General features: G+C 63.7%; 16 protein-coding genes. All 16 read left to right on the top strand.

Annotated elements, in window-relative coordinates:
• Positions 1 to 19: 19 nt before the first annotated feature.
• The 16 genes from K6G35_RS11295 to K6G35_RS11220 all read left to right on the top strand — a co-directional run bounded on the left by K6G35_RS11295 (position 20) and on the right by K6G35_RS11220 (position 18,116).
• Positions 20 to 721 (top strand): succinate dehydrogenase iron-sulfur subunit, encoded by a 702-nt coding sequence (locus tag K6G35_RS11295; RefSeq protein ID WP_008649360.1) that lies wholly within the window; start codon positions 20 to 22, stop codon positions 719 to 721.
• 134 nt (positions 722 to 855) lie between these two features.
• On the top strand, positions 856 to 1,137 hold the full coding sequence (locus K6G35_RS11290; RefSeq protein WP_008649362.1) for an FAD assembly factor SdhE: 282 nt from the start codon (positions 856 to 858) through the stop codon (positions 1,135 to 1,137).
• A 42-nt stretch (positions 1,138 to 1,179) separates the two neighbouring features.
• Positions 1,180 to 2,481, top strand: a complete 1,302-nt coding sequence (gene gltA / locus K6G35_RS11285; protein WP_008649364.1) for a citrate synthase — start codon at positions 1,180 to 1,182, stop codon at positions 2,479 to 2,481.
• A 665-nt stretch (positions 2,482 to 3,146) separates the two neighbouring features.
• Positions 3,147 to 4,274 (top strand): branched-chain amino acid ABC transporter substrate-binding protein, encoded by a 1,128-nt coding sequence (locus K6G35_RS11280; protein ID WP_008649366.1) that lies wholly within the window; start codon positions 3,147 to 3,149, stop codon positions 4,272 to 4,274.
• Positions 4,275 to 4,414: 140 nt separating this feature from the next.
• Complete coding sequence (gene livH, locus K6G35_RS11275) at positions 4,415 to 5,341, top strand: high-affinity branched-chain amino acid ABC transporter permease LivH (protein WP_008649368.1); 927 nt, start codon at positions 4,415 to 4,417, stop codon at positions 5,339 to 5,341.
• Positions 5,342 to 5,353: 12 nt separating this feature from the next.
• Positions 5,354 to 6,628 (top strand): high-affinity branched-chain amino acid ABC transporter permease LivM, encoded by a 1,275-nt coding sequence (locus tag K6G35_RS11270; protein ID WP_495675739.1) that lies wholly within the window; start codon positions 5,354 to 5,356, stop codon positions 6,626 to 6,628.
• Positions 6,625 to 7,392, top strand: a complete 768-nt coding sequence (gene livG, locus K6G35_RS11265; RefSeq protein ID WP_008649372.1) for a high-affinity branched-chain amino acid ABC transporter ATP-binding protein LivG — start codon at positions 6,625 to 6,627, stop codon at positions 7,390 to 7,392. Before K6G35_RS11270 ends, livG begins: the two co-directional genes overlap by 4 nt.
• Entirely contained in the window at positions 7,392 to 8,093 is a 702-nt protein-coding gene (locus K6G35_RS11260; RefSeq protein WP_029307381.1) for an ABC transporter ATP-binding protein, read from the top strand. The genes livG and K6G35_RS11260 overlap by 1 nt, the downstream gene beginning before the upstream one ends.
• 315 nt (positions 8,094 to 8,408) lie before the next feature.
• A complete protein-coding gene (gene leuC / locus K6G35_RS11255) occupies positions 8,409 to 9,818 on the top strand; it encodes a 3-isopropylmalate dehydratase large subunit (RefSeq protein ID WP_035884865.1) in 1,410 nt (469 codons plus the stop codon).
• Positions 9,819 to 9,844: 26 nt separating this feature from the next.
• Positions 9,845 to 9,979 carry an entericidin A/B family lipoprotein gene (locus K6G35_RS11250; RefSeq protein WP_008649378.1) on the top strand — a complete coding sequence of 45 codons (135 nt, stop codon included), beginning with the start codon at positions 9,845 to 9,847 and terminating at the stop codon, positions 9,977 to 9,979.
• Between the two features lie 9 nt (positions 9,980 to 9,988).
• Positions 9,989 to 10,639, top strand: a complete 651-nt coding sequence (gene leuD, locus K6G35_RS11245; RefSeq protein WP_495675738.1) for a 3-isopropylmalate dehydratase small subunit — start codon at positions 9,989 to 9,991, stop codon at positions 10,637 to 10,639.
• A 27-nt stretch (positions 10,640 to 10,666) separates the two neighbouring features.
• Positions 10,667 to 11,734 (top strand): 3-isopropylmalate dehydrogenase, encoded by a 1,068-nt coding sequence (leuB, locus tag K6G35_RS11240; RefSeq protein WP_008649389.1) that lies wholly within the window; start codon positions 10,667 to 10,669, stop codon positions 11,732 to 11,734.
• Between the two features lie 443 nt (positions 11,735 to 12,177).
• The gene (gene asd, locus K6G35_RS11235) at positions 12,178 to 13,314 is read left to right on the top strand and encodes an aspartate-semialdehyde dehydrogenase (protein ID WP_008649390.1); all 1,137 of its coding nucleotides are present in this window, start codon (positions 12,178 to 12,180) and stop codon (positions 13,312 to 13,314) included.
• 302 nt (positions 13,315 to 13,616) lie between these two features.
• Positions 13,617 to 16,448 carry a motility hub landmark protein FimV gene (locus K6G35_RS11230; RefSeq protein ID WP_035884867.1) on the top strand — a complete coding sequence of 944 codons (2,832 nt, stop codon included), beginning with the start codon at positions 13,617 to 13,619 and terminating at the stop codon, positions 16,446 to 16,448.
• Positions 16,449 to 16,600: 152 nt separating this feature from the next.
• On the top strand, positions 16,601 to 17,431 hold the full coding sequence (gene truA / locus K6G35_RS11225; protein WP_186425131.1) for a tRNA pseudouridine(38-40) synthase TruA: 831 nt from the start codon (positions 16,601 to 16,603) through the stop codon (positions 17,429 to 17,431).
• Complete coding sequence (locus tag K6G35_RS11220; protein WP_495675737.1) at positions 17,421 to 18,116, top strand: phosphoribosylanthranilate isomerase; 696 nt, start codon at positions 17,421 to 17,423, stop codon at positions 18,114 to 18,116. Before truA ends, K6G35_RS11220 begins: the two co-directional genes overlap by 11 nt.
• Positions 18,117 to 18,129 lie beyond the last annotated feature (13 nt).

Here is an 18,129-nt window from a genome sequence, read left to right as displayed (position 1 = left end):
GAAAACAGGACCCACAGAAATGAAGCGTATTTTCGAAGTCTACCGCTACGATCCGGACAAGGACGCCGCGCCCCGCATGCAGACCTACGAGGTGGAACTCGACGGTCACGAGCGCATGCTGCTGGACGCGCTGGTCAAGCTGAAGAAGCTCGATGAGACGATCTCGTTCCGTCGCTCGTGCCGTGAAGGCGTGTGCGGCTCGGACGCGATGAACATCAACGGCAAGAACGGCCTGGCCTGCCTGACGAACATGCGCGAGCTGCCGGACCGCATCGTGCTGCGTCCGCTGCCCGGCCTGCCCGTGGTGCGCGACCTGATCGTCGACATGACGAACTTCTTCAAGCAGTACAACTCGATCAAGCCGTTCCTGATCAACGACGAGCCGCCGCCCGAGAAGGAGCGTCTGCAATCGCCGCAGGAACGTGACGAGCTGGACGGCCTGTACGAGTGCATCTTGTGCGCAAGCTGCTCGACGTCGTGCCCGTCGTTCTGGTGGAACCCGGACAAGTTCGTTGGCCCGGCCGGTCTGCTGCAGGCCTACCGCTTTATCGCGGACAGCCGTGACCAGGCCACCAGCGAGCGGCTGGACAACCTGAACGACCCGTACCGTCTGTTCCGTTGCCATAGCATCATGAACTGCGTCGATGTGTGCCCGAAGGGCCTCAACCCGACGAAGGCGATTGGCAAGATCAAGGAATTGATGGTTCGCCGCGCTGTTTAATCCGCCGGTATAAACTGCCTTGTGCGTACCGGGCGGAATCCGTACGAACACAGACAGTCTGTAGTTGAAGTAAGCGGCGCGTCAGCCCGATGCGGTATCAATCGGGTGGCGCGCCGATCGCAAGAAGGCTGACCATGAGTCTTTCCACCACTTTCTCCCATCAGGCCGATCCGCACAAACGTGCCCGTCTACGCTGGCGCGCCCGCCGCGGCCTTCTGGAGAACGACATCATCGTCGAACGTTTTTTCAACCGTTACGAGGAGAGCCTGTCCGACGAGGACGTGGCATCGCTGAGCGAGCTGTTCGAGCTTGGCGACAACGAGTTGATGGACCTGCTGCTTGCCCGCAAGGAGCTGGACGGTGAGCTCGACACGCCCCCGATGCAACGGGTTGTAAGCCTGCTGCGTTCGGTCTGAGTTTGGTCAACACTATTATTCACAGTATTTGAAGGAACCGACATGACGCCGTCCGATGTGAAAGCCACGCTATCGTTTTCCGATGGTTCCCCCAGCGTTGAGCTGCCGATCTACAAGGGCACCGTTGGCCCGGATGTGATCGACATTCGCAAGCTGTACGGACAAACCGGCAAGTTCACCTATGACCCGGGGTTCATGTCGACCGCTTCGTGCAACTCCAAGATCACCTATATCGATGGTGACAAGGGTGAACTGCTGTACCGTGGCTACCCGATCGAGCAACTGGCACAGAAGTGCGATCACCTCGAGACCTGCTACCTGCTGCTGAAGGGCGAGCTGCCCAACGCCAAGCAGAAGGAAGAGTTTGTGAACTCGGTGATGAACCACACGATGGTCCACGAGCAGCTCCAGTTCTTCCTGCGCGGCTTCCGCCGTGACGCGCACCCGATGGCCGTCCTGACGGGCCTGGTTGGCGCGATGAGCGCGTTCTACCACGACGCGATGGACATCGATGATCCGCATCAGCGCGAGATCTCGGCCATCCGCCTGATCGCCAAGATGCCGACCCTGGTCGCCATGGCGTACAAGTACACCATGGGTCAGCCGTACATCTACCCGCAGAACGACCTGTCCTACTCGGGCAACTTCATGCGCATGATGTTCGCCACGCCGTGCGCCCCGTACACCGTGAATCCGGTGCTCGAGCGCGCGCTGGACCGCATCTTCATCCTGCACGCCGACCACGAGCAGAACGCGTCGACCTCGACCGTGCGTCTGGCAGGTTCGTCGGGCACGAACCCGTTCGCAGCCATCGCCGCTGGCGTGGCCTGCCTGTGGGGTCCGGCTCACGGCGGCGCGAACGAAGCCGCGCTGAAGATGCTGGAAGAAATCGGCAGCGTCGACAACATCGGCGAGTTCATCAAGCAGGTCAAGGACAAGAACTCGGGCGTGCGCCTGATGGGCTTTGGCCACCGCGTGTACAAGAACTACGACCCGCGCGCCAAGCTGATGCGCGAGACCTGCTACGAAGTGCTGAACGAACTGGGCCTGCACAACGACCCGCTGTTCAAGCTGGCCATGGAGCTCGAGAAGATCGCGCTGGAAGACGAGTACTTCGTCAGCCGCAAGCTGTACCCGAACGTGGACTTCTACTCGGGTATCGTGCAGCGCGCGCTGGGCATCCCGACCTCGCTGTTCACCTGCATCTTCGCCCTGGCACGCACGCCGGGCTGGATCTCGCAGTGGGAAGAGATGATCACCGATCCGGAATACAAGATCGGTCGTCCGCGCCAGCTATTCAACGGCGCCGCCGCACGCGAAGTGCCGGATCTGGCCAAGCGCTGATCTGGTTGCTGTCACGCAAGATGAAGAACGCCCCGGTCCGCCGGGGCGTTTTTTTTTTGCCTTGCGTGTTGCGCTGCACTGCAGAGAGCGGGGCAGCGCGGCGGTCAAGCCTGAGGCTGGCGCCGATCATTGACTCGCGCGATCTCATGTCCTTGTAGGGGGCTAGCCCTGCGGTTGCCATAGGTGGCCCAATGCAACCGGCGCGCCACAGATGCCGCTGTGCACAATTGTTGTGAAATCAGCTTTTGGCGGCGAATCCTGCCGTCGGCGGGTTGCAACGGTCTTCATAAGTTGTCGGGTTTTCCCCAAATTCGAAGAACTTCACTCTATCTGGTTGCAACTTTCCCTTTATAATGCGGGCTGCTTTACCGACCGGCAGCCGGGCCACCCTTCCGGCCAGCCGTGTTGGAAAGCGGGGCAGGCGAAGCGCTTGCGCAATAGAGAACGCATCAACGTTGTCTTTCCGAACTTTTGGCGACCGTCGTCTGGCGGGCGCCGACACATGCCGGGCCCCGCACAAGCATCAACTCTTCACCGCAGGCCCGACTTCCGCTCTGGGCCGTACCGTTCGCCACGTCAGGCGGCGCATTCCCGCGGGTGTTGTTCGATTGCGCCGGTCATGCCGACTCTGCCCGGATGACCAATACATAATCGAGGAGCTCCTGATGACGTTGTCCCGTCTCACGTCCACTGCCATGGCCGCCGTGCTTGCCACTGCCGGCCTCGCTGCCTTTACTTCGGCCAACGCCGAAACCATCAAGATCGCCATTGCCGGCCCGATGAGCGGCTCGGTCGCCCAGTACGGCGACATGGTCAAGGCTGGTGCCCTGACCGCCATCGAACAGATCAATGCCGCCGGCGGCGCCAACGGCAACAAGTTCGAAGCCGTCATGATGGACGATGCTTGCGAACCGAAGCAGGCTGTGGCCGTGGCCAACAAGATCGTGAGCCAGGGCATCCACTACGTGATTGGTCACGTGTGCTCGGGTTCAACGATCCCGGCATCGGATATCTACGAAAACGAAGGCATCGTGATGGTCACGCCGTCGGCTACCGCGCCGCAGCTGACCGAAACGAAGAAGCGCAACTTCATCTTCCGTACGATCGGCCGTGACGACCAGCAAGGTCCGGCAGCCGCCCAGTACATCATCAACAAGGTCAAGCCGAAGAAGGTTGCCGTGCTGCACGACAAGCAGTCGTACGGCCAGGGCATCGCCAGCTCGGTGAAGAAGGATCTGGAAGCGGCCAAGATTCCCGTGGCGGTCTTCGAAGGCATCAACGCCGGTGATTCCGACTACTCCGCTGTCATCACCAAGCTGAAGTCGCAAGGCGTGGACTTCGTCTATTTCGGTGGCTACCACCCGGAAATGGGCCTGCTGCTGCGCCAGGCGCGTGAGCAGGGCGTCAAGGCGACCTTCATGGGTCCCGAGGGCGTTGGCAACAAGGACGTGACCGCCATCGCCGGCCCGGCTTCGGAAGGCATGCTGGTGACGCTGCCCGCCGACTTCTCGGCCGATCCGGCCAATGCGGCCCTGGTGAAGGCTTTCGCCGACAAGAAGCGTGACCCGAACGGTCCGTTCCAGATGCCCGCGTACGCCGCCGTGAAGATCATTGGCGATGCCATCACGGGCGCCAAGAGCACGGACCCGACGAAGGTTGCCGCTTACATGCACAAGAACGCGTTCAACACGCCGATCGGCAAGGTTGAATATGACGCGAAGGGCGACCTGAAGTCGTTCAAGTTCGTCGTCTACACGTGGCACAAGGACGCCACGAAGACCGCCGCCAACTAAATCCCGGCGCCATTCTGGCGAGACGCCCCGCTCCCGACCCGGCGAGCGGGGCGTTTTGGTATCGGTTCGATGTTGATGGATCGCCACATGACGGCGGTCAACTCCCCGCATCGGGCTTCCCGATCCACAAGGTCCCTCGCATGAACGAATTTCTTCCACAGTTCACTCAGCAGCTGGTCAACGGCCTGACGCTGGGTGCGATCTATGCGTTGATCGCCATCGGCTACACGATGGTCTACGGCATCATCGGCATGATCAACTTTGCCCACGGCGAGATCTACATGATCGGCGCGTACGTGGGTCTCGTGACGCTGACCGCCATTGGCGCGCAGGCGGGTTATCCGCTGCCGCTGGTGCTTGGCGCGGCACTGATCGTCTCCGTCGCCGTGACAGGCTGCTACGGCTATGCCGTCGAGCGCGTGGCGTATCGCCCCCTGCGTGGCGGGCCGCGCCTGGTGCCGTTGATCTCGGCTATCGGCATGTCGATCTTCCTGCAGAACTATGTCCAGATTGGGCAGGGCGCGCGCGACGTGTCGGTGCCCATCCTGATTTCTGGCGCGATCGAATTCCAGATGGGCAGCGACTTCACGGTGACCGTGCCGTATTCGCGGCTGCTCATCGTGGGCGTGACGCTGGTGCTGATGATCGTGCTGACGCTGTTCATTGGCCATTCCCGCATGGGCCGCGCCTGCCGCGCCTGCGCGGAAGACATGCGCATGGCCAACCTGCTCGGTATCGACACGAACCGCGTGATCTCCTTCACGTTCGTGCTCGGCGCGATGCTGGCCGCCGTGGGCGGCGTGCTGATTGGTCTGACGATCGGTAAGCTCAATCCATTCATTGGCTTCATCGCTGGCATCAAGGCCTTCACGGCGGCGGTGCTGGGCGGCATCGGCAGCATCCCGGGCGCCATGCTCGGCGGCGTGCTGCTGGGTCTGGCCGAAACCTTCGCCTCCGGCTACATGCCGGCCGAGTACAAGGACGTGGTGGCGTTCGGCCTGCTGGTCCTGGTGCTGCTCTTCCGTCCCACGGGCCTGCTCGGCAAGCCCGACGTGGAAAAGGTCTAAGGGGAGGACGACATGACTCAAGCGACTTCGATTTCGCGGGCGTCCGTCCCGCAAACGTCGGTCTCCGACACGCTGAAGAACGCGGTGACGGCCGCCGTGCTGACGGCCATCCTGACCGTGCCGCTGCTCGGGCTGCAACTGAAGCTCGACGGCTACAAGGTGGTGCTCGAGCCGCACTGGCGTCCGGTATGGATCGCCGTGGCCGTGGTGTTCATCTTCCAGTTGTTCAAGCCGATGCTGACGCGCGCGCGCGGCGCCGTGAAGCTGCCGGCGCTGCCCGCGATGGGCGCGCAGCGGCAACGCAGGGCGGTGTGGCTGCTGCTGGCCGTGGGGCTGGTGTTTCCGTTCCTCGGCTCGCGCGGCGCGGTGGACGTGGCCACGCTGGCGCTGATCTACGTGATCCTGGGCCTGGGCCTGAACATCGTGGTGGGCTTTGCCGGTCTGCTCGACCTGGGCTACGTGGGTTTCTACGCTGTGGGTGGCTACACCTACGCGCTGCTGAACCAGTACTTCGGCCTGACGTTCTGGGAGTGCCTGCCGCTGGCCGCTGGTCTGGCCGCGACGTTCGGCTTCGTGCTCGGTTTCCCGGTGCTCCGGCTGCGTGGTGACTACCTGGCCATCGTGACGCTGGGCTTCGGCGAAATCATTCGTCTGCTGCTGAACAACCTGACCAGCCTGACCGGAGGTCCGGATGGCGTCTCGGGTATTCCGAAGCCGACCGTGTTCGGTATCGAACTGGCACGCAGCGCCAGCGTGGAAGGGGCGAAGACGTTCAATGACCTGATCGGTATTCCCTATACCGGCCAGCACATGGTGATCTTCCTGTACCTGCTCGGGCTGCTGCTGGTGGGCTTCACGCTGTTCGTGACCAGTCGTCTGATCCGGATGCCGATGGGCCGTGCCTGGGAGGCACTGCGCGAGGACGAGATCGCGTGCCGCTCGCTGGGCCTGAATCCCACGCGCATCAAGCTGTCTGCGTTCACGCTGGGTGCATCGTTCGCCGGTCTGGCCGGCGCGTTTTTCGCGGCGCGCCAGGGGTTGGTCAATCCGGAATCCTTCACGTTCATCGAGTCCGCGCTGATCCTGGCCGTGGTTGTGCTCGGCGGCATGGGTTCGCAGCTTGGCGTGATCCTGGCTGCCATCCTGCTGACCGTGCTGCCCGAGGTGGCGCGTGACTTCGCCGAGTACCGGATGCTGATTTTCGGTCTGGTGATGGTGCTGATGATGATGTGGCGTCCGCAGGGCCTGCTGCCCGCAAGCCGTCCCCACGTGGAGTTGCCGCGATGAGCGCAGAAATGCTGAAAGTATCCGGCCTGCAGATGCGCTTTGGCGGTCTGCTGGCCGTCGACGGCATCGAGTTCGATGTGCGTCGTGACGAGGTCTTCGCCATCATCGGCCCGAACGGCGCGGGCAAGACCACCGTGTTCAACTGCGTGGGCGGTTTCTACAAGCCCACGGCCGGCGAGATCATGCTCGACGGCCACTCGATCGCGCGTCTGCCGAGCCATCAGGTTGCACGCCGCGGTCTGGTGCGCACATTCCAGAACATTCGCCTGTTCAAGCAGCTGACCGTGGTGGAGAACCTCATGGTCGCGCAGCACCTGCAGGTGAAGGCAGGTTTGTTGCATGGGCTGCTGGCCACGCCAGCCTATCGCCACGCCGAGCGCGCGGCGCTGGGCCGTGCCGCCGAATGGCTGGAGCGCATGGGCCTGACCAGCGTGGCCAACCGCGAGGCGGGCACGTTGTCGTATGGCCATCAGCGCCGGCTCGAGATCGCGCGCTGCATGATCACGAAGCCCCGCTTGCTGATGCTCGACGAACCGGCCGCTGGCCTGAATCCGCAGGAGAAGATCGAGCTGCAGCAGCTGATCGACAAGCTGCGTCGCGAGTTCAACATCTCGGTGCTGCTGATCGAGCACGACATGAGCCTGGTGATGGGCGTGTCCGATCGCATCCTGGTGATGGAGCACGGCAAGCCGATCATGGTTGGCAAGCCCGAGGAAGTGCGCAACGACCCGCGCGTGATCAAGGCCTATCTGGGAGAGGACTGATGCTGAAGCTGGAAAACGTCCATACCCACTACGGCGCGGTCGAGGCGCTGTCGGGTGTGTCGATCGAGGTCAACAAGGGCGAGATCGTCACGCTGATCGGTAGCAACGGGGCCGGCAAGACCACGCTGATGATGACGGTGTGCGGCACGCCGCGCGCGTCCAGCGGCCGGGTGTCGTTCGAGGGGCAGGACATCACGCGGCGCAACACGCACGAGATCATGCGCATGGGCATGGCCATCTCGCCGGAAGGCCGCCGTGTATTCCCGAGCCTGACCGTGCTGGAGAACCTCAAGATGGGGGCGTTCTTCGCCAGCCGTCACGAGATCGAAGAAGGCATCGAGCACGTGTTCAAGCTGTTCCCGCGTCTGAATCAGCGCGCAAGCCAGCGCGCTGGCACGATGTCAGGCGGCGAACAGCAGATGCTTGCGATCGGCCGCGCGCTGATGAGCAAGCCGCGCCTGCTGTTGCTGGACGAGCCGACGCTTGGCCTGGCCCCGCTGATCATCGCGCAGATCTTCGACATTATTCGCACGATTCGTGATGAGGGCGTCACCGTGTTCCTGGTCGAGCAGAACGCCAACAAGGCGCTGCAGGTAGCCGACCGGGGCTATGTGCTGGAAACCGGCAAGGTGGTGCTGGCCGATACCGGACAGAACCTGCTGGCCAACGACCGCATCCGCGCGGCGTATCTGGGCGGGTAAGGTGCCGATTTCTCCCCTCTCTCGTCCGCGCGAGAGGGGAGGCAGACTGGCCGACGTCAAAGGCCCCTTCGCCATCCGCGAAATCCCCCTTTCGCCAATGACCGCCGCCCGGGTGGTCTCTCCGACCCGCTGGCGGCCGGCCCACATGGCATAATCGATTGCGATGTCAAGCAATCCCCCGGCCTTGCCGGAATCGCAGCAAAATACCTGCTTGCCCGCGAAGGCATCCGGAAAACAATTCCCCTGCAAACCAATGCGCGGACCCGCGCCGCTGCTGCCCCGGATGGGCAGAGCGGACGGTTCGCCACTCGCATCATGGCCAAGACGCTCTACGACAAACTCTGGGATGACCACACCGTCCACGTCGAGGAAGACGGCACCACGCTGCTCTACATCGATCGCCACCTGCTTCACGAAGTGACCAGCCCGCAGGCGTTCGAAGGACTAAAGCTGGCGGAGCGTCCGGTCTGGCGCATCAGCGCCAACCTGGCCGTGTCGGATCACAACGTGCCGACCACCGACCGCTCGCAAGGCATCGCCGACCCGATCTCGAAGCTCCAGGTGGACACGCTCGACCTGAACTGCGATGCCTATGGCATCACCCAGTTCAAGATGAACGATCACCGTCAGGGCATCGTTCACGTGATCGGGCCGGAGCAGGGCGCCACGCTGCCCGGCATGACCGTGGTCTGCGGTGACTCGCACACCAGCACGCACGGCGCGTTCGGTGCGCTGGCCCACGGCATCGGCACGTCGGAAGTGGAGCACGTGCTGGCCACCCAGACGCTGCTGGGCAAGAAGGCCAAGAACATGCTGATCAAGGTGGAAGGCAAGCTGCCCCGCGGCTGCACCGCCAAGGACATCGTGCTGGCCGTCATCGGCAAGATCGGCACGGCGGGCGGCACGGGCTACACGATGGAGTTCGCCGGCTCGGCCATTCGCGACCTGACGATGGAAGGCCGCATGACCGTCTGCAACATGGCAATCGAAGCTGGCGCGCGTGCCGGCCTGGTGGCCGTTGACGATGTCACGCTCGAATACGTCAAGAACCGTCCGTTCGCGCCGCAAGGCGTGGAGTGGGAGCAGGCCGTGGGTTATTGGCGCACGCTGCATTCGGATGCCGGCGCCCACTTCGACAAGGTTGTGGAGCTGCGTGCCGAAGAGGTCCGTCCGCAGGTGACCTGGGGCACGTCGCCCGAAATGGTCATCAGCATCGAGGACCGCGTTCCGGATCCCGAAAAGGAGAAGGACTCGAACAAGCGCAACGCGATGGAGCGCGCGCTCGAGTACATGGGCCTGCAGCCGAACGTGCCGATGGAGTCGATCAACATCGACAAGGTGTTCATCGGGTCCTGCACGAACAGTCGCATCGAAGACATGCGTGCCGCCGCATGGGTCGTGCAGAAGCTGGGCCGCAAGGTCGCGTCGAACGTGAAGCTGGCGATGGTGGTGCCGGGTTCGGGTCTGGTGAAGGAACAGGCCGAGCGCGAAGGTCTGGACAAGATCTTCAAGGCTGCCGGCTTCGAATGGCGTGAGCCGGGGTGCTCGATGTGCCTGGCGATGAACGCTGACCGCCTGGATCCGGGCGAGCGCTGCGCGTCGACGTCGAATCGCAACTTCGAAGGCCGTCAGGGCGCCGGTGGCCGCACGCACCTGCTGAGCCCGGCGATGGCTGCCGCGGCTGCGATCGAGGGGCACTTCGTCGATATTCGCAAGCTCGGTTGAGCCTGCGCCGATCGGCATTGAGACATATGAAAAAGTTCGTGATCACGCTGCTGGCATGTCTGGGCATGCTGCAAATCGCCGGCTGCAACACCATGGCCGGCCTGGGCAAGGACACGCAGGCTGCGGGCCGTTCGCTCGAGAGCGCGGCGACGAAGAAGTAAGGACATCACATGGAAAAGTTCACCGTACACAGCGGCCTTGTGGCGCCGCTCGATCGTGAAAACGTCGATACCGACGCGATCATTCCGAAGCAGTTTCTGAAGTCGATCAAGCGCACGGGCTTTGGCCCGAACCTGTTCGACGAGTGGCGCTACAAGGACGTCGGCGAGCCGGGACAGGACAACAGCAAGCGTCCGCTGAACCCGGACTTCGTGCTGAATCAGCCGCGTTACCAAGGGGCTTCGATCCTGCTGGCGCGCAACAACTTCGGTTGCGGTAGCTCACGCGAGCACGCACCGTGGGCACTCACGCAATACGGCTTCCGTGCCGTCATCGCGCCGAGCTTCGCCGACATCTTCTTCAACAACTGCTACAAGAACGGCCTGCTGCCGGTGGTGCTGACGGACCTTCAGGTCGACCACCTGTTCAACGAGACCAACGCGTTCCCTGGCTACAAGCTGACGATCGATCTGGATCGCCGGGTGGTGGTCACGCCGGGCGGCGACAACTACTCGTTCGATATCGCCCCGTTCCGCAAGTACTGCATGTTGAACGGCTTCGACGACATTGGCCTGACGCTGCGTCACAAGGACAAGATCAAGGCATATGAGGCCGAGCGCCTCACGAAGATGCCGTGGCTGGGCAACCGCGTGGTTGGCTGAGGCAAGACAAACTACAGGATTAGAAAGATGAAGATTGCAGTTCTGCCGGGCGATGGCATTGGCCCCGAGATCGTTGCCGAAGCTGTCAAGGTGCTCAACGCACTGGACGAGAAGTTCGAGATGGAAACCGCGCCCGTTGGCGGCGCTGGCTACGAGGCCGAAGGCCATCCGCTGCCGGACAACACGCTGAAGCTGGCCAAGGAAGCCGACGCCATCCTGTTTGGCGCTGTGGGCGACTGGAAGTACGACAGCCTGGAGCGTCCGCTGCGTCCCGAGCAGGCCATTCTCGGCCTGCGCAAGCATCTGCAGCTGTTCGCCAACTTCCGTCCGGCCATCTGCTACCCGGAACTGACCGGTGCATCGAGCCTGAAGCCCGAACTGGTGGCCGGCCTGGATATCCTGATCGTGCGCGAACTGAACGGCGACATCTACTTCGGCCAGCCGCGCGGTGTGCGCGAGGCGCCGGATGGCCTGTTCAAGGGCGCCCGCGAAGGCTTCGACACGATGCGCTACAGCGAGCCGGAAGTCCGCCGCATCGCGCATGTGGCGTTCCAGGCCGCAGCCAAGCGTGGCAAGAAGCTGTGCAGCGTCGACAAGGCCAACGTGCTCGAGACTTTCCAGTTCTGGAAAGACATCGTGATCGACGTCAGCAAGGAGTACCCGGACGTCGAGCTGTCGCACATGTACGTGGACAACGCCGCGATGCAACTCGTCAAGGCACCGAAGAGCTTCGACGTGATCGTCACTGGCAACATGTTCGGTGACATCCTGTCCGACGAGGCCGCGATGCTGACCGGTTCGATCGGCATGCTGCCGTCGGCGTCGCTCGATGCCAACAACAAGGGTCTGTACGAGCCGTCGCACGGCTCGGCGCCTGACATCGCCGGCAAGGGCGTGGCGAATCCGCTGGCCACGATCCTCTCCGCCGCGATGATGCTGCGCTACTCGCTGAACCGCGCCGAACAGGCCGATCGCATCGAGAACGCCGTCAAGAAGGTGCTGGCCCAGGGCTATCGCACGGCCGACATCATCACGCCGGGCTGCAAGCAGGTTGGCACGCGCGAGATGGGCGAGGCGGTGCTGGCGGCACTGTAATAAGGCCAGACGCCGAGTGGTTTGCTCCCCTTTCCCGCAAGGCGGGAGCGGGGCTGCGGGGGATGGCCGGGCGGTGCAAGATGCGAATTCGCAATTTGTTGCCGATTACCGCCTCCCCCGACCCCTCTCCCGCGTGTGGGAGAGGGGAGAAAGCCCTTCAGCAGCTACAAAACACCCATTATTTCCCCTGCGGCGCTGCCGCAAATTCGTGTAGACTGTCCCGCTATGGCCCGATTCCACCAGTCCCTTCTGACTGCATTCGCTGCTCGTACCGCCAAGCGCGGCTCGATTGGCGTGGATTCGCTCGGCCTGACCACCACGACGATTAAAACGATTACCAAAACGATCCCCTAGATCGTTCGTCGTGCCTGCCCGTCTTCCCCGCGCAGCCACGCCGGGCGAGGAAAATGGCGGGGAAGTTCACATCACATCCGAGGTAAGTCATGATTGTAGGTCTCGTCGGTTGGCGAGGAATGGTCGGCAGCGTCCTGATGCAGCGCATGCAGGAAGAAGGTGATTTCGACCACTTCGAACCCATTTTCTTCAGCACGTCCAACGCGGGTGGCAAGGCTCCGGCCATGGCCAAGAATGAAACCACGCTGAAGGACGCGAATGACATCGAAGCGCTGAAGAAGTGCGACGTGGTGCTCACCGCCCAGGGCGGCGACTACACCAACGACGTCTTCCCGCGCCTGCGCGCAGCCGGCTGGAATGGCTACTGGATCGACGCCGCATCGTCGCTTCGCATGAAGGACGACGCGATCATCGTGCTCGATCCGGTGAACATGGGTGTGATCAAGGACGCGCTGAAGAAGGGCGTCAAGAATTTCATCGGTGGCAATTGCACCGTGAGCTGCATGCTGATGGGCCTGGGTGGCCTGTTCGAGCATGACCTGGTCGAGTGGATGACCTCGATGACGTACCAGGCTGCTTCCGGCGGTGGCGCCCAGCATATGCGCGAGCTGCTGACCCAGTTCGGCACGCTGAACGCCGCGGTCAAGCCGCTGCTGGACAATCCGGCCTCGGCCATCCTGGAGATCGACCGACAGATCCTGTCGACCCAGCACGGCCTGTCTGCCGACGAAACCAAGCAGTTCGGCGTGCCGCTGGCCGGGAACCTGATCCCCTGGATCGACAAGGACCTCGGTAACGGCGTGTCGCGCGAGGAATGGAAGGGCGGCGCCGAGACCAACAAGATTCTGGGTCGTGGCGAAGGCTTCCTGGGCGCCACCGGCGCCAGCCCGATCGCCGTGGATGGCCTGTGCGTGCGGATCGGCGCGATGCGCTGCCACTCGCAGGCGCTGACGATCAAGCTCCGCAAGGACGTGCCGCTGGACGAGATCGAAGGCATGCTGGCCGCCAACAACCAGTGGGCCAAGGTGGTGCCGAATACGCGTGAGGCCAGCATGAAGGACCTGACGCCGGCCGCCGTGACCGGCACGCTGACGATTCCGGTCGGTCGCCTGCGCAAGATGCAGATGGGCGGCGAATACCTCTCGGCGTTCACCGTTGGCGACCAGTTGCTCTGGGGCGCCGCCGAGCCGCTGCGCCGTATGCTGCGCATTCTGATCGAGGGTTGATTCCCGAAATTGCCTTGCCGCATCGTTGCAGCGAGGCAACAGAATCTGCTGCTTTGCCTGCAACGCCGCGCCACAGCGCGGCGTTGTTGCATCCGGGTGGCTATTTTCCCCGGGGTTGCGTCACAATACAGCCGGCATGAGCTAGGCCAACGGGGTCAGCGTCACCCTGCGTCCGGGATGCGAGGTGATGGGAAGTGATGTGCGCCCGGGTAGATATTCGATTGGAACCGGTACCGCGCTGCCTGCCATGCGTTTTGGGGTCGGGTTAACTTTTTGCTACTAAAAACATAACGGAGCACGAGGTGAGTGTGAGCCTACATCGCCGGAAAGATGCGCCTAATGTCCGTCAGCGCTGGTCAACGCTGGCCGTCACGGCTCTCGGCCTGCTGCTTGTCCAGCCGGCCGCGTATGCCGCGGGGTTCGGGCAACTACGGGTACAGTCCAACCTGGGGCAGCCGCTCCAGGCCGAAATCGATATCACCGGCGTGTCGGCCGAGGAAGCGGGCAGTTTGGCTGTCAAGCTTGCCCCGCCGTCCGCCTATGCGCGTGCAGGGCTGACGTACCTGCCAGCCATCTCGAGCGTCAAGCTCGATGTGCAGCAGCGCCCGAACGGCAGCTATGTTGCGACCGTCCGCTCGAACCAGCCGCTCAGCGAGCCGTTCGTGGACATTCTGGTCGACATGAGCTGGTCCAGCGGCAAGGTCACGCGGGCATACACGTTCCTGCTGGATCCGGCCGGCGCCAAGCCGTCCAACCAGACTTTCTCCCCGACCACGGTGGTGCAGGCGGCCACGCCTGATGCAACACCGGCTCCGGCTCCAGCGCCAGCCCGGGCGGCGCCCGCGCCGGCACCGGTCGCAGCCGCTCCCGAGCCCGCGCGTCCGGCTCCTGCGGCGCCTGCTCAGCCCCGCGCCCAGCAACAGCCACGGCCCGCCACGGCTCCGGTGGCGAACGCAGGTGCCGTCGCCAATGGTTCCTATACGGTGCAGCGTGGAGACACGCTCTCTTCCATCGCCGGCGATGCGGTCCAGATGCAGGATTCCGTGTCGCTCGACCAGATGTTGTTGGCGCTGTATCGCAACAATCCCAACGCATTCATCGGCGGCAATATCAACCGGATCAAATCGGGTGCAGTGCTGAAGGTGCCGAGCGCCCAGCAGGCACAGTCCGTCAGCCCGCGTGAGGCGCGCCGTGAAGTGGTTGCCCGCACGCAGGGTTTCGACAGCTATCGCAGCCGACTGGCCGCTGCTGCTGCCGCCAAGTCGGTGGAGCCCGGTTCGGGCCGCGAACAGTCCGGCAATGTGACGGCGCGCGTGCAGGACACCACGGTGCCCGCAGCGGGCCCGCGTGACGAACTGAAGCTCTCCAAGGCGGACCGTGGCGCGCAGGCCAAGGCCCAGGCGCAGGCCGAGGCCGACGTGGCCAGCCAGCGCAAGCTCAAGGAAGCCGAGTCGCGTGTGGCTGACCTGGAGAAGAACATCTCCGACATGCAGCGCCTGATGGAGCTGAAGAACGCGGAGATCGCGAAGTTGGGCCAGGCCAACCAGGCAGCCAAGGCGCCTGCGCCGGCCGGCAAGGCGGCCGAAGCGGCTCCCGCGCCGGCCGTGGTGCCGGCAGAGCCTGCCAAGGCAGCAGCCACGACGACCGCCGCAGCACCAAGCACCGCCACACCCGGGCCTGCTCCGGCAGCAACCGCAGCCGCATCGGCACCGCAAGCCCAGGCCGCAACGGCTTCGGATGCTCAGGCCGCTGCTCCGGCGACGGCTGCTGCCGCTGCATCGGCTCCGAAGGCAGCAACTGCGGCCGCCGCAGCTTCGGCCCCGGCTGCCGCGAAGAAGCCCGTTGCCCTGCCCAAGCCCGAACCGTTGCCGCAGCCTTCGCTGCTCGACGGCCTGCTGGCCAACCCGATGCTACTGCCGGGTGCTGCACTGATGGTTGTGCTGCTGGGCGGATATGCGTACTATCGCCGCCGCCAGAAGCAGAAGACCGGCGACAGCACTGGCTTTGGCGACAGCATCCTGTCGCAGGAAAGCACGGTGATGGCCGGTGGCCACTCGCTGTTCGGCACTGCCGGCGGACAGAGCGTCGATACGTCGCAGCACAGCGTGTTTGGCGCGGACTTCCGCATTGGCAACAATTCACCCGAGGCGACGGAAGTCGATCCGATCGCCGAGGCCGAGGTTTACATCGCCTATGGACGCGACGTGCAGGCGGAGGAAATCCTGCGCGAAGCGTTGCAGCAGAATCCGGAGCGCCAGGCCATTCGCCTGAAGCTCATGGAGATTTACAGCACTCGTCAGGATGTGGAAGGTTTCCGAGTGATCGCAGAAGAAATGTTCGCCCAGACGGGTGGGCACGGCGCGGACTGGCTACAGGCCGCCGAAATGGGCCGCAAGCTGGACCCGAGCAACGCGTTGTACCTGTCGGTCGCGCCGGATACGTCGGACGAGGCGGATACGACCACCCCGGTGGCCGATCAATGGCGCACGCAGGATCCCGCAGCGAACCTGACGCAACCGCCTGCCATGCCGGACTTGGCATTGCCGGAGTTGGCCTTGCCGCTCGATGCCTTCCCGGCGCCGGCAGCGGGGGAGCCCATCGTGGCGCCCGAGTCCGCTTCGCTGGTGTTCGGTAACGATCTCGAGTCGGAGCCGGTGCGTCTCGACGACGCACTCGACGAACGTCACGATGCCGGCGTGCCGGCGCTCGATACGCCGACCCGTTCGCGTCCGCTCGAGTTCGATATGTCGAGCCTGTCGCTGGACCTGAATCCGGAAAAGCTGGAGCAGGACTCCGCCACGCCGCTGTCCGGTATGGCGCAGTCGCTGGACGAATCCACGGTGCCGCTGCCCGCGCCGACGATGCTCCAGGGCGGCAAGCTCGTCGAGCCGATCGATCTGTCGCGCGTGACGTCGGAGGGGCGGCATAGCGATTCGAATGGCATGTCCGCCAGCACGTTGTCGGTCACCACGATGGATGGCAGCCGCGATATGCAGATCAAGCTTGATCTGGCGCGCGCCTATATCGAGATCGGTGACAAGGAAGGTGCCCGCGAACTGCTGCAGGAGGTGGTCGACCAATCGCAAGATTCCCTGCAGGAGGAAGCCCGCTCGTTGCTGCGCGAGGTGGCCTGATCCATTGCAACAGACGGCCGCGGGGCACGCCCCAAAGGCCGGTATGATGCGGGGTTTGCGGCAGATGCCTTACCGCAACCCGAAGCGATGCGCCGGAAGCGTCCCTTCCGGCGCATTTTGTTTTTGTGCCATCAGGAAACTGTTTCTTGCCTGTGAACCGCATCGCCATCGGCCTCCACTATGACGGCTCGGCCTACTCCGGCTGGCAGTCGCAGCCCCATCGCAATACCGTGCAGGACCACCTCGAGGACGCGATCGAGCGCTTCGCAGGCGTGAGACTGCTGACCACGGTGGCCGGGCGGACGGATGCGGGTGTGCACGCGCTGGGGCAGGTCATCCACCTCGACACCGAACTCGACCGCGACCGCTTTTCATGGGTTCGTGGCGTCAACGCCTTCCTGCCGCCGTCGATCGCGCTGCAGTGGGCGGAGCCCGTCGACGAGAACTTCCACGCGCGCTTCCTGGCCTACGAGCGCATGTATTACTACGCCCTGTACACGGGGCCGCACCGCGCGCCGATGATTCACGGCCGTGCCGGTTACCTGATGCTGCCACACGGGCAGCGACTCGACGTCGAGGCGATGCGCCGGGCGTCGGCATGTCTGCTCGGCGAACATGATTTCTCGGCGTTCCGCGCCGCCGAATGCCAGGCCAAGTCGCCCGTCAAGACGATGTACGACGTGACGATCGAGGCGGATGGCAACTGGGTGTTCCTGCGCTTCCGGGCCAGCGCCTTCCTGCACCACATGGTGCGTAACCTGATGGGTTGTCTGGTGGCGGTGGGGCGTGGCCGATATCCCGCCGAGTGGATGGCGGAAGTGCTGGAAGGGCGCAATCGCCAGAAGGCCGCGCCAACCTTCATGCCGGACGGTCTCTATCTGGTCGACGTGAAGTATCCTGAGCCATACCAGTTGCCCAAGGCGGACTCGGCCGCCAGCTTCTTCCACGGAGTATTTGCCGATGATAGCCACGATGGCGCCTGAGCCCCGCACGCGTATCAAGATCTGCGGCCTGACGCGCGACGAGGACGTACGCGCCGCCGTGGATGCCGGTGCCGATGCGATCGGCCTGGTCTTCTACGCCAAGAGCCCACGCCACGTCGATGTGGCGCACGCCGCGGCCCTGGCCGAGCAGGTGCCGCCGTTCGTGTCCGTGGTTGGCCTGTTCGTCAATGCAGATGCCGAAGAGGTGGCCCATGTGGCCGAGCGTGTGCCGTTGACGTTGCTTCAGTTCCACGGCGACGAGACGCCCCAGCAGTGCACCGAGATCGCCCGGCGTTGCCGGCTGCCATTCATGCGCGCCGCACGTGTCCGCCCGGGGCTCGATTTGGTAGAATTCGCAGATCAATATCGTGACGCTTCCGGCCTGTTGCTCGATGCCTTCGTGGAAGGCTATGGCGGTGGCGGCCACGTTTTCGACTGGACCCTGATTCCTGCTCAATGGCTTCCGCCCAATCCTGCCAATCCCCGCGCAAACGACGCTCCTCGCATCGTTTTGAGTGGTGGATTGAACGCGCAAAACGTCGCTGGAGCGATTGAGCGCGTGCGGCCCTACGCTGTGGATGTCAGCAGCGGCGTGGAGGCCAGCAAGGGTGTGAAAGACCACGCCCGTATTGCCGCATTCGTGCACGCCGTTCGACAGGCCGACGCAGGGCGATCCGCAGGGTAATTCCCTCCGCCTT

This window comes from Cupriavidus sp. HY129, assembly GCF_059492215.1.
Note: the sequence above shows the minus strand (reverse complement) of the source record. Positions and strands in the feature narration are given on the sequence as shown.

Bases quoted from the DNA above. Each gene is read 5' to 3' on its own strand.
- leuB (WP_008649389.1), top strand. From the start codon at position 10,667: ATGAAGATTGCAGTTCTGCCGGGCGATGGCATTGGCCCCGAGATCGTT.
- K6G35_RS11220 (WP_495675737.1), top strand. From the start codon at position 17,421: ATGGCGCCTGAGCCCCGCACGCGTATCAAGATCTGCGGCCTGACGCGC.
- K6G35_RS11250 (WP_008649378.1), top strand. From the start codon at position 9,845: ATGAAAAAGTTCGTGATCACGCTGCTGGCATGTCTGGGCATGCTGCAA.
- gltA (WP_008649364.1), top strand. From the start codon at position 1,180: ATGACGCCGTCCGATGTGAAAGCCACGCTATCGTTTTCCGATGGTTCC.
- K6G35_RS11270 (WP_495675739.1), top strand. From the start codon at position 5,354: ATGACTCAAGCGACTTCGATTTCGCGGGCGTCCGTCCCGCAAACGTCG.
- livG (WP_008649372.1), top strand. From the start codon at position 6,625: ATGAGCGCAGAAATGCTGAAAGTATCCGGCCTGCAGATGCGCTTTGGC.
- K6G35_RS11295 (WP_008649360.1), top strand. From the start codon at position 20: ATGAAGCGTATTTTCGAAGTCTACCGCTACGATCCGGACAAGGACGCC.
- K6G35_RS11290 (WP_008649362.1), top strand. From the start codon at position 856: ATGAGTCTTTCCACCACTTTCTCCCATCAGGCCGATCCGCACAAACGT.
- asd (WP_008649390.1), top strand. From the start codon at position 12,178: ATGATTGTAGGTCTCGTCGGTTGGCGAGGAATGGTCGGCAGCGTCCTG.
- K6G35_RS11280 (WP_008649366.1), top strand. From the start codon at position 3,147: ATGACGTTGTCCCGTCTCACGTCCACTGCCATGGCCGCCGTGCTTGCC.
- K6G35_RS11260 (WP_029307381.1), top strand. From the start codon at position 7,392: ATGCTGAAGCTGGAAAACGTCCATACCCACTACGGCGCGGTCGAGGCG.
- livH (WP_008649368.1), top strand. From the start codon at position 4,415: ATGAACGAATTTCTTCCACAGTTCACTCAGCAGCTGGTCAACGGCCTG.
- leuC (WP_035884865.1), top strand. From the start codon at position 8,409: ATGGCCAAGACGCTCTACGACAAACTCTGGGATGACCACACCGTCCAC.
- leuD (WP_495675738.1), top strand. From the start codon at position 9,989: ATGGAAAAGTTCACCGTACACAGCGGCCTTGTGGCGCCGCTCGATCGT.